General features: G+C 64.3%; 11 protein-coding genes, 1 tRNA gene and 1 pseudogene. 5 read left to right on the top strand and 8 right to left on the bottom strand.

Features of this window, described 5'->3' with window-relative positions; translation table 11 throughout:
* Positions 1 to 54: 54 nt before the first annotated feature.
* From AB0J29_RS14805 to AB0J29_RS14790, 4 genes are all read right to left on the bottom strand, one after another.
* On the bottom strand, positions 55 to 819 hold the full coding sequence (locus AB0J29_RS14805; RefSeq protein ID WP_364785002.1) for a beta-phosphoglucomutase family hydrolase: 765 nt from the start codon (positions 817 to 819) through the stop codon (positions 55 to 57).
* 49 nt (positions 820 to 868) lie between these two features.
* Positions 869 to 1,729 carry a MurR/RpiR family transcriptional regulator gene (locus AB0J29_RS14800; protein ID WP_364784999.1) on the bottom strand — a complete coding sequence of 287 codons (861 nt, stop codon included), beginning with the start codon at positions 1,727 to 1,729 and terminating at the stop codon, positions 869 to 871.
* Between the two features lie 93 nt (positions 1,730 to 1,822).
* Positions 1,823 to 4,093, bottom strand: a complete 2,271-nt coding sequence (locus tag AB0J29_RS14795) for a hypothetical protein (protein WP_364784996.1) — start codon at positions 4,091 to 4,093, stop codon at positions 1,823 to 1,825.
* A gap of 295 nt (positions 4,094 to 4,388) precedes the next feature.
* Positions 4,389 to 4,718 carry a hypothetical protein gene (locus AB0J29_RS14790; RefSeq protein ID WP_364784993.1) on the bottom strand — a complete coding sequence of 110 codons (330 nt, stop codon included), beginning with the start codon at positions 4,716 to 4,718 and terminating at the stop codon, positions 4,389 to 4,391.
* 199 nt (positions 4,719 to 4,917) lie between these two features.
* Between AB0J29_RS14790 and AB0J29_RS14785 the strand changes: the two genes are divergently transcribed.
* Genes AB0J29_RS14785 through AB0J29_RS14775 form a run of 3 tightly spaced genes read left to right on the top strand, consistent with a single transcriptional unit; the run spans position 4,918 to position 8,241 of the window.
* Positions 4,918 to 5,823, top strand: coding sequence for a crotonase/enoyl-CoA hydratase family protein (locus AB0J29_RS14785; RefSeq protein WP_364784990.1), 906 nt, complete (start codon positions 4,918 to 4,920; stop codon positions 5,821 to 5,823).
* Positions 5,824 to 5,834: 11 nt separating this feature from the next.
* Positions 5,835 to 6,482: a TetR/AcrR family transcriptional regulator gene (locus AB0J29_RS14780; RefSeq protein ID WP_364784987.1), complete on the top strand. Its 648-nt coding sequence runs from the start codon at positions 5,835 to 5,837 to the stop codon at positions 6,480 to 6,482.
* Between the two features lie 16 nt (positions 6,483 to 6,498).
* Positions 6,499 to 8,241, top strand: a complete 1,743-nt coding sequence (locus AB0J29_RS14775; protein ID WP_364784984.1) for an AMP-dependent synthetase/ligase — start codon at positions 6,499 to 6,501, stop codon at positions 8,239 to 8,241.
* A 316-nt stretch (positions 8,242 to 8,557) separates the two neighbouring features.
* Here the strand turns inward: AB0J29_RS14775 and AB0J29_RS14770 are convergent, their stop codons facing one another.
* The 3 genes and pseudogenes from AB0J29_RS14770 to AB0J29_RS14760 form a co-directional block, all read right to left on the bottom strand.
* On the bottom strand, positions 8,558 to 10,159 hold the full coding sequence (locus AB0J29_RS14770) for an FAD-dependent monooxygenase (protein WP_364784981.1): 1,602 nt from the start codon (positions 10,157 to 10,159) through the stop codon (positions 8,558 to 8,560).
* Between the two features lie 168 nt (positions 10,160 to 10,327).
* A pseudogene (locus AB0J29_RS14765) lies at positions 10,328 to 10,588 on the bottom strand (dihydrodipicolinate reductase); the annotation flags it as partial.
* Positions 10,589 to 10,651: 63 nt separating this feature from the next.
* Positions 10,652 to 11,221 (bottom strand): TetR/AcrR family transcriptional regulator, encoded by a 570-nt coding sequence (locus AB0J29_RS14760; RefSeq protein ID WP_364784978.1) that lies wholly within the window; start codon positions 11,219 to 11,221, stop codon positions 10,652 to 10,654.
* 92 nt (positions 11,222 to 11,313) lie between these two features.
* Between AB0J29_RS14760 and AB0J29_RS14755 the strand changes: the two genes are divergently transcribed.
* Positions 11,314 to 12,156, top strand: a complete 843-nt coding sequence (locus tag AB0J29_RS14755; RefSeq protein WP_364784975.1) for an alpha/beta hydrolase — start codon at positions 11,314 to 11,316, stop codon at positions 12,154 to 12,156.
* Positions 12,157 to 12,408: 252 nt separating this feature from the next.
* Here AB0J29_RS14755 and AB0J29_RS14750 read toward each other — a convergent pair.
* Positions 12,409 to 12,482: transfer RNA gene (locus tag AB0J29_RS14750), tRNA-Met, on the bottom strand.
* A 566-nt stretch (positions 12,483 to 13,048) separates the two neighbouring features.
* On the opposite strand from AB0J29_RS14750, the gene AB0J29_RS14745 reads away from it, so the two are divergent.
* Complete coding sequence (locus tag AB0J29_RS14745; RefSeq protein WP_364784972.1) at positions 13,049 to 13,576, top strand: transglycosylase family protein; 528 nt, start codon at positions 13,049 to 13,051, stop codon at positions 13,574 to 13,576.
* The last annotated feature ends 41 nt before the right edge of the window (positions 13,577 to 13,617 follow it).

Genomic DNA, 13,617 nt, shown 5'->3' with positions numbered 1-13,617 from the left:
GTCCGCACCACCGTAATTGCCATGGCGCGACCTCGAAGCCACGGCAATCGGTGGTCATTGCGGTGACCCGAGCTCGGCTAGATCGGTGACAACCACATCCGCCCCGGCCCGACGCAACGCCTCGGCCTGCGTACCATCGCGCACGCGATCGACGCCGACCACATATCCGAATTCGGCGGCCCGCCCGGCCGTCACCCCGGCAATGGCATCCTCGAACGCCGCGGCCTGTTTCGGCTCGGCGTCCAGCGCCTGCGCGGCCGCGAGAAATGCGTCCGGCGCGGGTTTGCCGCGCAGGCCGCGGCGGGCGATCTCGAGTCCGTCGATACGCACATCGACGAACCGGGCCATATCCGCGACCGCCAGCACCTCATGGGCATTCGCCGATGCGGTCACCACACCGGTCCGCAACCCGGCGGTGCGCACCGCGGTCAGATAGGCCAGCGATCCCGGATAGACGTGCACGCCGTCGCGTGCGAGGAACGACAGGAACAGCCGATTCTTCCGATCGCCGAGCCCGTGCACGGTCGGCTCGCCCGCCGCCGCATCGGTTTCCTCCTCCGGAAGCGTGATCCCCCGCGATTTCAGGAACTCCCGGATACCGTCCGCCCGCGACCGCCCATCCACATAGCCCAGATAGTCCGCTTCGCTGAACGGCCGGAACGGGCCGGGGCTGCGACCGGCCAGAAACTCGTCGAAAACCGCCTTCCACGCCCGCCGGTGCACCGCCGCGGTATCGGTCAACACACCGTCGAGGTCGAATAGCGCCACCGAGATCGTTTCGGGCAATCCGAGCCCCCGGAGATCATGGCTGGGCGTCATAACCCAGCGGTACCCGAGGACGGCACCGGCAAACAGCGCGTGGCCGTGACTAGTCGAGCAACTGGTCGTCGAGGATGTCGGTATCGGTACCGACGGATTCCAGGCGCAGTGCGACAGCGGTGACCAGGGCGTGGACCAGTCCGATGAAGGCGGTGAGGGAACGCAGGACGGTGAGCGAGCCAGTTCCTACGTAGAAGGTCACATCGGCGATGCGGGCCAGCGGGGAGGACGCGTCATCGGTCAGAGCGATGATGGTGACGCCACGGCGGTGCGCCGACTCGACCGCGCGCACGGTGTCACTGCTGTAGCGGCGGATCGATACCGCGATGAGGGCGTCGCCGGATTCGATATCGCGCAGTTCGTCGGTCAATAGGCGGGCGGTCGCCCCGAGCTGCCGGACCCGATGGCGCACCAGCTGCAGCTGGTGCGTGGCGGCATAGGCGATGGCGAGGCAGCGCCGCAGCCCGATGACATGCACCGCCGAGGCGTGTGCCAGCGTCTCGACCGCCCGGTCCCAGTCGCCGCGATCGATGCGCGCGAAGGTACGCGACATATTGTTCATATCGTATTCGGTTATCGCGGTGAAGAATTCGTCGTTCGAGGTCGGTGGCGCATCGGGTGGTCTGCGCACCAGATACGCCTCGGCGGCCAGTTGTCTTCGGCACAGCTCGACCAGGGCCGGATAGCCGGGTAGGCCGAGCATGGTCGCGAAACGCACCAGCGAGGAACGGTGCACGCCCGCCAGTTCGGCGCTCTGACCGATGGTGCGGAATGCGGTTCCTTCCGGGTCGTCCAATACCAGCCTGGCTATGCGTTGTTGACCGTCGGCTAGTTCGGGCAACCGCTGCTGCAGTAGGACACGTAGTTCCTGAAAGGTGGTCGGTGCCCTGTTCCGCACAGTGAGCCTCACGATCATTCGGGTACTCGAACGATAGGGTCACACCATAACTGACGGGCCGTAAGATTTTAGTGCGCCGCGGTAACCGCCTCGAACCCTCAGGGTCTATTGCACACTTCGCCAGCTTCTCTGTGCGAATGGATCATCCGGTTGGACGTTCAGGTTCCGCATCCGCAGGCCTCCCCACGGATCATTCACGAGGCCGTCGGTGAGGCCATCGAACATGCGCGCATGTTCCATTTTGGTCATGGCTGCGGCCTGATTTGCGTCGTTCATGTCGTACGCCCACTTGTGGACGGCGTCGAAGTAGTCGCTTGCGAGATTCGTTCCGATGTGTTGCAACGTCGCCTTGTCCGCCCTGCTCCAAAGATCCGGACTGATGGTATCGAGCGACTCACCTCTTTTCACGGCATCCATGACGTGGTCCACGAACTGCGTGTCGATACGCGCATTCGGCATGGGCCGTGGGGCGTTGTTGCGGAAATTGTCGGCCGCGACATGCGCCTGGCCAGCCAATTCTTTGGCCATGCCCGAGCCGGGACGGTTGATCGCCGCCTGCAAGGCGGCCTCCGCCTTCGCCCGCGGCGCGAACTCGAATGTATTCGGCGGCGCGGTCGCCTTCTGAATAGCTATTGCAGATTCGATCCTGCCTCTCCTGTCCTTGTCGACGCTGAGACGGTCAAGCGAGCCAGCTATGGCCGTGGAACTGGCACCCATATCGCCGAGACCATCGCGCGCGTGGGCGGCGCCCACGTGATCGTGGATCCCACCGAAGGCATTTGCGCGCGCCAGCGCCTTGGCATCGTACGTATCGCGCGCCGCCCTCCCCTCTTCCGCCGCGGCGCGTGTCATACCCGATGCCGCGACGATCATACTGTTCAGGTCGGCCTTCTTCTTCAGTCGCGCAAAGGGATCCAGCGGTCTGTTCGTCTTCATCGCCAGCCAGGCCACCACCGGTGAGGTGTTGGCGGTGTTGATCGTGCCGAGGCTGGTCATGAGCCCGTGTTTGGACGCACTGCCTCCGGCGCGCAAGGTACCCATCCCCAAAGCGGTGCCGCCACTGCCCCCGCCGGACGCACGCGCCCCCTGGATCGCCAGCGCGAACCGGTTGGCGATCCAGTCATTGCCCCGATCCAGGCCGCTGCTCAGTCGTTTGAGCTGGGAGATGGCGACAATCTCGGCGGTGCCCGCGATGACGATCACCGCCATGGTCTGCCCCTTCGCCTGCGCGAACAGATTGCCCATGAACAGCACGTAGATGCCGAGGAAGATGGTGTAGGCGGTCATCCGGCCCGCAGCGACAAAGCCGTCGACGATATTGCGGACCAGAAAGGTCTGCGTCGGTCCGTAGACGAATCCGCCTGCGGCGAAACCGAATATCGACATGAACCCGTGGTAGATCGCGTCCAGGGCGGCCTTGATGACCCGGATGCCGAGCACCACCGCGAACGCCAACAGGATGCCGCCGCAGATCAACAGCATCAGACCGGTACCGACCTGACCCATGGTCGGATTCTCAGCCTTGGCGTGGGCGGCGGAGTCGCCGCAGCTCTGCATGCCCTTGCGGACCCGCTCGTCATCGCCCGTGGCCATACCGGCAGTCCAGGCCGACCGGCAAGCCGGTTGCTCGTCGACCACATGTCCGAAATTCCACACCTGCAACGGGCGGCGGGCAAAGTTGTCCGCCAGATCCTGCTGCATGGTCGCCACCAAATTATTCGGATTCGGATTGTTATTGCCGTTCAGCCCGGCCGCCACCGAAATTCCCAAATCCCGCCCCTTGGCGAGCAATCCGTCCGAGGACAGCACATCGCCGAGCGGTTCGGCCAGGAATAACGGACCGAGCACCGCGACACCCAACATCGTGACGATCTGCAGCACCGCCTTGGCGTGATAACCACGCAACCAGAACCAGGCGACGCAGAACGCGCCGATCGTCGCGGCGGTGATCAGCAGCATCGGCGTCGCGATCGTACCGGTCAGCCGGTCCGCGACGCCGGTCAGTGCCGTGCCGAACATGTTGAGCCACTGGAAGCTCAGCGCATTGCCGATCAACCAGATCGCGGTCGTCACGATGGCGATATAGCCGATGAATTCGAAACCGAGGATCGCCCAGAGAATCGTCGAGCCCGGATCCAGCAACCCGCCGTGGTCGGTGGCGAAGGTGTAGTTGGCCAGTGGAACCCCGGACGAATCGCGGATCTGCATCCAACTGAGACCGTCGATTTGGGAGACAGCACCGCCGGTCGCCGCGGCCTGGTACTGCGCACTGGCCACCGCGCCGACGAGTCCGGGAAAGACGAACAGCACGAAGATTGCGGCAAGCAGCCAACTGACGCGCCGCCGCCAACGGCTGGTGCGGAATCGATGCAACAACGTGAGGGGGTGCGGACAGCACCCCTTTGGATCCTCGGATCCTCGCCTAGGCCGGATCGGCCGCCTGTTCGACCGTCTGGCCACACCCTCAGCATGACGCAACTATTGTTGCGGGGCAATACTTCTGAGAAACCATTTGTTCACCTAACGTCCACTTCCGGCGATTCCCGACGACACACCGGTGCGGCGCCGATGCAGGCTCGCCGAAATCTCCACGATCGAGCACTCATCCGCCGCTTGGTGGCCGTAATCGCGCTGAGCGCACCCCTTTTCGCTGCCCTGCCTTCGCAGCCGATCAAACCTTCAGCGACGGCGACTGGGACACCACCACCGTCGCCCGCTGAATGACCGGCAGGTGCGATACCGTCGCGACCCCGCCTACCTTCCACAAGATCATCAGCAACGGCATCATCGACTGCAGCGGGACACGAATCCGGTTGTCCGACAACCACACCGGATACCTCGGCGACGTCCTCCCACTCGACTCAACAAACCCGCAATACGCGTCACCATCGCCATCGGATACCGCGGCACCGTTCACCTGCTCGCCGACTACATCACCCGCCATGTCGAACTCGGTTGCGCGACAACCATTTACCGAGCCAAAGGCGACACCATCGACCACACATACGCATTGATCGACGACCCCTCGCCTACATGGGGCCAACCCGCGGCCGTCACCTCAACCGCATCTACCTCACCACCGACCGCCCCATCGACCCCACCGGCGACCAGCAATCCGACGATCCGATCGACCCGAAACTGTCAAAATAGAAGTGAAGTCACTTCTTGACTTCGATGATTCGGAATGGTTCAGTGTGGGCATGACGCAAGAACCAGAATTCGAAACGATCCTGTACAAGCGGGACGGCAAGGTCGCGACCATCACGCTCAACCGGCCTGAGCAACTGAACACGATCGTCCCGCCGATGCCTGATGAGGTAGAGAAGGCGGTGGCGATCGCCACCCTGGACGAGAACGTATCGGTCATCGTGCTGCGCGGCGCCGGACGTTCCTTCTGCGGTGGATACAACTTTGGTGGCGGATTCCACCACTGGGACTCCCTCATCACCACCGAGGGTCAGTGGGATCCGGGCAAGGACTTCGCGTTCGCGACCGCGCCGCAGGTGGCGCCGACACAGAAGTTCCTCTCCGTGTGGCGGACGTCCAAGCCGGTGATCGCCCAGGTGCACGGATGGTGTGTGGGCGGCGGTAGCGACTTCGCACTGTCGGCTGACCTGGTCATCGCCAGCGACGACGCGATGATCGGTACGCCGTACAGCCGGATGTGGGGCTGCTACCTATCCGGCATGTGGCTCTACCGTCTCGGTTTGACGAAGGCGAAAGAGTACGCGTTGACCGGCAAGCCGTTCAGCGGCACGGAAGCCGCCGAGGTCGGCCTGATCAACAAGGCGGTTCCTTTCGCCGAACTCGAGACGACTGTGGCGAAGCTCGCCGAGCAGCTGTCCAGCATCCCGCTCTCGCAGCTGTCGGCGATGAAGTTGATCGTGAATCAGGCATACGACAACATGGGATTGGCTTCCACTCAGACGCTCGGACCGATCCTGGACGGGCTCATGCGCAACACTCCTGACGCGCAGCGATTCATCGATCTAGCTCAGACGGACGGTGTTCGCGCGGTAGTCACCGAGCGCGACGGTCTATTCGGTGACTACAGCCAGGCTCCTATGGAACGGCAGCCCAACCCGGAGCACGTGATCATTCCCTAACGTTCTCGTTTATGAATGCTGGAACATACACCTCCTCCTCGAGCAACCCCGGGCCTTCCCGCCCGATCACTGCCAAGGGGCGCGCGACCAGGAAGCGACTGATCGCAGCGGCGCAAGACGAACTCCGCAGGCACGGCACTCTGGAGATCGCTGATGTCGCCGCCGCCGCCGGCGTCGCACAGAGCGTCATCCACCGTTACTTCGGCAACAAGGCGGGTCTCGTCGAGACTGTCGTGGCCGAGTTCTACGACGACTACGACAACGCCGTCTTCCTCGCACCGTTAGCGCCCGAGGCAACGTGGATGGTACGAGAGACCCTGCGCATCGAGTTGGAGGTCGCGTTTCTGTACGAGCACCCCCTCGGCCGCCAGGTCGCGGCAGGTCTCCTGCAGGAGGCGGCCGCGACCCGCGTCGATGCCGAACGCCAGCGCCGGCATGCCGCCATGGCCGCCCGCAACATCCGCCACGGTCAGCACGCTGGTGAGCTCCCCGCCGATATCAATCCAGACTTGGCCGGCGCTGCCATCATCGGCGCGCTCCGTGCGGTCCTCGCTGCGGCGCTCAGTCTCGATGAACCACCCTCGCGCTCCGAGGTCGTGAACACCGTGACGCGACTTTCGCAAGCGCTCCTGCACCCCCCTGGGCACCCTAGTATCTGAGAGCGAGTTCAACTCGATGCGCACACTCCTCGATGTGTTCTCCCCCGACAACGGTTTTGGAGCGGATGGCCCTCGCCTGCACTGGAGAGACGCAGATCTGACGCTCTCCGCAACCGATGCCTGGGACGCGCCGGCACCCGACGCCGATGGCTGGTCCGCACTCGAAGCTGAAGCAGTCCGCACGCAGGTCACGCGGCTTGCAGCCGGACTTATTGCACTGGGTGTCGAGCCAGGCGAACGTGTCGCGCTGATGATGGCCAACCGCCCCGAGCACTGGGTGGCCGACCTCGCGGTACTCCATGCGAACGCAGTCCCCACCAGCTTCTATTACACCTTGGCCGCGGCTCAGGTGGCCGCCCAGGCCAAGCAGGCTGGCGTGCGCACCGTGATCATCGAGGGAGCTACCCAGCTCGAACAATGGTCGCTGGCACTGGAGACTGGCCAGATAGAGCGTCTGATCCTCCTCGACGAGTCCCTCATCGAGAGCGCCGTCGGTGCTTCTACAGTGACGTCCTACCGCAAAGTCCTCGACCAGGGACACGACCTCATATCCGGGAATTCGCACGCGCTCGCCGAGCGCATCCGCCAGGTGGCTGGAGATACGCCAGCGACCATCATCTTCACCTCGGGCACCACTTCGGATCCCAAAGCGGTCGTACTCACCCACGACAATGTGGTCTCCCACGCCGCTTCTCTCATCGAAGCCGTTGGACTCGGAAGCCCGTACATCACGCTGAGTCACCTCCCGTTCGCGCACATCGCGGACCGAGCCATCAGCTACTACCTCGCGCTCATGCTGCACGGAACGGTGTACTTCAACGCCGACCCCCGTTGTCTCGTTACCACCATCGAGGCGGCGCAGCCGACTGTTCTCTTCGGCGTGCCACGCCTGTGGGAGAAGATCGCCGCCTTGCTGTCAGCTCGAGCAGGCACCACTGAGAAAGATGCGGTCCTCGCGCGAACGGGACTCGACCGGGTGATCTGGGCTCCCAGCGCCGGGGCTCCGCTCGGGGCCCATCTAGCTGAGAACCTCCGAGCAGCGGGACTGCCACTCGCCGACGTGTGGGGCATGTCCGAAGTCGCTGGTCTGGTTACGGCCGCCAAGTTCAGCGAGTCCCGCGTAGGCACCGTCGGCAAGGCGCTTCCCGGCGTGGATATCCGGCTGGCCGATGACGGCGAGCTGCAGGTCCGCGGCCCGAACGTCACCCCCGGTTGCCTCCAACCCGATGGCACGATCGCCACATTGGCCGATGCCGAGGGATACCTATCGACCGGGGATATCGGCTCCATCGATGCCGATGGCTATGTCCGTGTCATAGACCGCAAGAAGGAGCTGATCATCACCAGTGGTGGAAAGAACATCAGCCCGGTGGCAATCGAGTCTGCCCTCTGCTCCTCACCTTTGGTGTCCCAGTCCCTCGCATACGGCAGCAATCGACCCTACGTCGTTGCACTGTTGACACTCGATCCCGAAGCCGCCCACACGCTGCTTCTCGAGAATGGCCAAAGCCCACTGGATGATTCAGCTGATGTCAGTAATCACCCATTGGTCCACGAGGCCATCACAGCGCATGTCGCCAACATCAACGCGCAGCTTTCGCGACCTGAGCGAGTCAAGGCCTGGACCATCCTCGACGAGCAATGGACCGCTGAATCTGGTTACCTCACACCAAGTTTGAAGATGAAGCGCAGAGTCGTCGAGCAAGCCTATTACGACGATCTCGACACCCTCTACCAGGTTTCCCGCAACGACGCCTGACAGGCGCCACCTTTGACACGCCGAATGCTCGGTGACCCCAGAGCGACACCCTCCCGAACAACATCCGATACGCCGTCAGCCACACGCCGGGCAGACAGGCGGTCTGCTCGAACGGCATCGACGGCGGTTACCGACCAGGTTGGGCTGCGGCGCGGCTATCCGTTCGGCGAACGTACCGTCGAACACTTCACTCAACATCGAACGATCGGGATCGAGTGTCCCATCGCCATTGCCCGCCGCCGGATCGCCGATAGCCGCATGCACGAACACCGGATTGGTCCTCGTCGATACCAACGGCGCGTCGGCACTACCCGCGCTAGTGGGAAATGGCGGGAGCACTGCCACTGGACAACAGCCGATCAGCCGGCTGATCGACGGGCACCGGCGCTTTGCGGGGTGCACCGAACCACTCGGCGAGCGCAGCGCGCAACGCGGGCGCGGCGGTGTCGGTGGGTTCGTCGACGGTTGCCGCCCAGGCAATGTGAGCGTCAGGGCGAATCAGCAGGGCGTCGGCTGGTCGGTAATCGGTTTCGGCGGTATGGATTTCGATGCGATGCCGCCAGTCTCGGGCGATCTCGCGCAGCTCCGGTCGGTCGGCGAGAACGAGCAGTATGGGCCGCGCGGTGTGCATGAGTTCCGCGACGCTGGTGGCGCCCTGGCCGGTATGCAGGCTGAGGTCGGGTGCGAAGGTACCGGTCAAGGCGTGTTCGTTGGGGTTGGGCAACGGGTAGCGAATGTCGGAGCCCGCGATGAGGGCTCCGACGCGGCGCAGCGGCTGCTCGTCGACGAGCAGTTCCTGGAAGACCTCCCGAAGTGCTTCGGCCGCCGGGTCCTGTCCGCGTCGCAACGCCACCTGGGCCCGCGTATGTAGCCGGACGCGGGCGCCCGCCAGGTGGCGTTCGTCGTGATAGGTGTCCAACAGGCCGTCCGGCGCCCAGCCGTCGATATCGGCGGCCAGCTTCCAGGCAAGGTTGACCGTGTCGAGCATGCCCGCATTGATCGCCACCCCCGTGGCGGGAAACAGGTGGGCCGCATCACCGGCCAGCAGGATTCGACCGGCGCGGTACCGTTCGGCCAGCCGATCCTTGAAGGTAAAGCGCGACAACCGAATCGGTTCGCCCAGTGGCAGATCCACGCCGAGCACTCGACGGACACTGTCCTGGAACTCGGTCAGGGGCAGCGGTTCGTCATCGTCGTATTCGCCGGACTCGTCTTCGGTGGTGAAAAGGCCCAGAACTCCGGGCGTGGTCGACCCGTTCGCGAACAAACCGCGCTCTGTTCGCGTGAACCCCGCACGGATCGTATTGCCCCCGGGGACGACGAGGTCGCCGTTGTCGAGCACGGTCACCGAATCGGCCACGGTGACCTGGGCCAGCCGGTTGACCTCCGGATACGTGGTGCCGGGAAATGCGATACCCGCCATCTCGCGGATCCGGCTGCGTCCGCCGTCGCAGCCCACCAGGTATCGGGCGGTCACCTGGTACGGCCCGTCCGGCCCGCGCACGTCCGCGCTCACCAGCGCATCGTCCTGGCGCACCCCGACCACCTCGTGTCCGCGGCGGATCTCGGTGCCCAGTTCACGGACCCGTTCGGCGAGCACACGCTCGAGTCGATGCTGTGCGAGCGGCAGCGCGTGCAGCGGTGGATCCGTCAGATGCGTGAGGTCCACGTGCACACCGCCGAACGGGAAGCGGGGCGCCGGAATGGGGTCGGTATTCGCTGCTTCGAATCGCTCCAGCAGGCCGCGGTAGCGCAGCAGCTGCAGGATCTGCCCGCCGATACCACCGGCCTTCGGGATGTCACGGGGCTGCGGCTGCCGCTCCAATATCAGCGGTCGCACACCAGCAAGACACAGCTCGGCGGCCAGCATCAGCCCGGTCGGACCCGCGCCCACGATGATCACATCGGTGTCGGTCACTTGCATTCGGTTACTTCCCATCTCCGCAGGTTCTGGCCTCGGCCAGCGATTCTGCGGTACGACCCGGGTCTTGCCGCAAGTCCCCGGGTGCGTTATATCTTGAGAAGGGAAACGAGTGGGTGCGCCCCGTTGTCCCCAGCGGGGAGCGGATTCGAACCGAACGGCGAATCAACGCAGCGGTAGTTCGTACTGGTCAGCAGTCCCGGCGGAGCCACGACCACGGAGACGATCGCATCAAGTGCGGGCAGACCCGGACGGTCATGCCGATAGACGCGAAGCTATCCGGGTTGGAGCGGTCGACTACAGGCGTCGGGAAAATCATCTGCTCGTTGTAGATGCACGGATCGCCGTTGATCTGAGTTATGTAGCAGCCCTTGATATTCCAGCGCGGGTCGGTGTGCGGGTCAGCTGCCACTCCAGATGCGTCTCGCTCACCAGCAGCAGCTCGAGGAGCAGCGATAGCTATGTGGGTCTGGGGCCGCCAGTTCGGCGTCAGCTCCAGGCGACGCAGGCGGCGTCGAGAAGGGTTGTCGCGGCTGCGCGGGCGTGGGCGGCGGCGTCGGGACGCCCCGCGATAGCGGCGGTGGTCTGGGCCCCTTCGACCAGGATCGCGATCTGCGCCGCGACGGCCTCGGGGGCGCCGGCCTCGTGTACCAGTTCGGCGAGGTATCGCTGGAAGGCGTCCTTTTGTTCACGCACGGCGCACGTGACGTTCGCCGAGCCGGCGCTCAGTTCACCGAAAACGTTGATGAAGGCACAGCCGTGGAAGTCCGGCTGGCGGAACCAGGCGTCGAGGAAGTCGAAGACGGACAGGACCTTCTCCCGTGCGGTGACCGCGCGCTCGGCGCTCGTGGCGATACCGGCGTTCCATTGGGCCCTGCGGCGGTGCAGGACGGCGACGATCAGGTCGTCCTTGGACGGGAACAGGGAGTAGATCCGTTTCAGGGATATCCCGGCCTCGCTGCGGACCGCGTCCATGCCCACGGACTGGACGCCGTGCGCATAGAAGAGTCGGTCGGCCGCCGCCAACACCCGCTCGCGAGCCGCTGTGTCGTCGATCATGGTCTTTCCCCTTGCGCCGAGAACGTTCGTTCTCTAGCGTAGTGCACAGTCCCGAGAACGACCGTTCTCTAGCTGATCTGAGGAGTATGGAAATGGCCACCATCGCCGTCGGAACCGAGAACAGCACACCTATCGAGCTCTACTACGAAGACCACGGGACCGGTCAGCCGATCGTCCTCGTCCACGGCTACCCACTCGACGGTCACAGCTGGGAGCGACAGAGCCGCGAACTGATCGCCGCCGGCTACCGCGTCATCACCTACGACCGCCGCGGCTTCGGACAGTCGAGCAAGGTCGGCACCGGTTACGACTACGACACTTTCGCCGCCGACCTCAACACGCTGCTCGAGACCCTCGACCTGCGCGAGGTAATCCTTGTCGGCTTCTCCATGGGCACCGGCGAACTCGCCCGCTACGTCAGTAGGTATGGCCACGAGCGGGTCGCCAAGCTCGCCTTCCTCGCGTCACTGGAACCGTTCCTGCTGCGTCGCGACGACAACCCGACCGGTGTGCCGCAGGAGGTCTTCGACGGCATCGCGGAGGCCGCCCGCGCCGACCGGTTCGCCTGGTTCACCAAGTTCTATGAGGACTTCTACAACCTCGGCGAGACGCTTGGCAGCAGGATCAGCCAGCAGGCCGTCACCGCCAGCTGGAACACCGCGACCGTTTCGGCGCCGGTGGCCGCCTACGCGGTCGTCCCCACCTGGATCGAGGACTTCCGCGACGACGTCGCCGCGGTCCGCGCCTCCGGCAAGCCCGCGCTCATCCTGCACGGCACCAAAGACAACATCCTGCCGATCGACGCGACCGGACGCCCTTTCCACGCGGCCTTCCCCGAGGCCGACTATGTCGAGATCGACGGAGCCCCACACGGACTCCTGTGGACCCACGCCGCCGAGGTCAACGAGGCGTTGCTGAGCTTCGTCCGCTCCTGAGCTGTCGGCGGGTCACAGCGAACCGCACCGTGACCCGCTGGAGGACGCCCGGCGACGCGATCGATAATGCGCGTGCAGCGCGCTGACGATATCGGCGGCGGTGGGTGCGCTCGGACTCAGAGCTACCCACCACGCGTCGTCGTGGAAACGAAAGTGACCATCCACTCTCGTCTCTGACCGACGTTCCCGAATACGTTCACACGCACCAACGAAAAACGGCCCGGAACATTGAGTTCCGGGCCGTTTCCCTAGTAGCGGGGACAGGATTTGAACCTGCGACCTCTGGGTTATGAGCCCAGCGAGCTACCGAGCTGCTCCACCCCGCGTCGGTGAACACAACATTACACACGTCTACACGCAGAAGGCAAATCGCTTATCTTCCAGGGGGTTTGCCCTGGTCAGCGGGCCGAATGACGGACGCCGGCAGGCGCGTGGGGTTACATACAGACGGCCCCGAGGGACTTCGGCGGACATGCACCGAATCCGGCTACCCGCAACCGAGCGAGCGCGGCTACCGCAGTTGATCAGAACGCAAGCCAGCAATCGACCAATGGCTTCAAACGTGACACAAGACACCATTTAGCAGTGATCTCGAACACATAACGGTGCTATGGTCGAGCATCCGTAATCCATTCCGGAGACATTTGCGACCAGGGTAAACATAGATATACGTGTTATTCGCATCATGCAATGGAGAAGTTATCAAGATGTGATCTGCTGAGATTTCTTCGTCACCGTCGAGCCACGGCCCGGATCAAACGTGATGGGCTCGAACTCGAACCGCCGCACACCGGCGACCCTGTCCCGTGGTTCGAGTATCCCCGACACACCTGGGGGCAGGGACCTGGCATTTTCATTGCCGGGGGCGGTGGGCGCAGGGAGGGAATACATCATGTCGAAGCACCGAAAGCTCAGCACCCGCGCCCTCGGCTATGCCGCTGTTACCGGCGCAATCGTTGCCGTCCCGTTCGGTCTTTCCACCGGCACCGCCACGGCTGCCCCGACCCACAATTGGGATGGCGTCGCGCAATGCGAAAGCGGTGGCAACTGGGGTATCAACACCGGAAATGGCTATTACGGCGGTCTGCAGTTCTCGCAGAGCACCTGGGCAGCCAACGGTGGCGCCGGTTCCGCCCATAATGCCAGCAAGGAAGAGCAGATCCGCGTGGCCGAGAATGTGCTCGTCACCCAGGGTCCGGGCGCCTGGCCGGTCTGCGGTCAGTACCTGCGTGCCGGTGAGTCGGAGCCGAGCCCGGCCGTCGCTGAGCCCGCCGCGCCTGCCCCGGTCCCCAACGTCAAGTCCGCCATCGAGCAGGCCAAGTCCGCTGGCTACGAGCTGGCCAAGCGGAACGGCCTCGAGGGCCCGTACCAACAGCTGCTGGACCAGAACACCGCGCTGATCGACTCGTTCGGCCGCTGACGTACGAATCGGACGTCTCTCGGCAACGGCGCCGAGATCGA

Source organism: Nocardia sp. NPDC049707 (genome assembly GCF_040674855.1).
In the GTDB taxonomy this organism is placed as follows: Bacteria; Actinomycetota; Actinomycetes; order Mycobacteriales; family Mycobacteriaceae; genus Nocardia.
This window is presented reverse-complemented; position numbering and strand designations above follow the sequence as displayed.

Bases quoted from the DNA above. Each gene is read 5' to 3' on its own strand.
- AB0J29_RS14745 (WP_364784972.1), top strand. From the start codon at position 13,049: ATGTCGAAGCACCGAAAGCTCAGCACCCGCGCCCTCGGCTATGCCGCT.
- AB0J29_RS14760 (WP_364784978.1), bottom strand. From the start codon at position 11,221: ATGATCGACGACACAGCGGCTCGCGAGCGGGTGTTGGCGGCGGCCGAC.
- AB0J29_RS14755 (WP_364784975.1), top strand. From the start codon at position 11,314: ATGGCCACCATCGCCGTCGGAACCGAGAACAGCACACCTATCGAGCTC.
- AB0J29_RS14780 (WP_364784987.1), top strand. From the start codon at position 5,835: ATGAATGCTGGAACATACACCTCCTCCTCGAGCAACCCCGGGCCTTCC.
- AB0J29_RS14805 (WP_364785002.1), bottom strand. From the start codon at position 819: ATGACGCCCAGCCATGATCTCCGGGGGCTCGGATTGCCCGAAACGATC.
- AB0J29_RS14785 (WP_364784990.1), top strand. From the start codon at position 4,918: ATGACGCAAGAACCAGAATTCGAAACGATCCTGTACAAGCGGGACGGC.
- AB0J29_RS14775 (WP_364784984.1), top strand. From the start codon at position 6,499: ATGCGCACACTCCTCGATGTGTTCTCCCCCGACAACGGTTTTGGAGCG.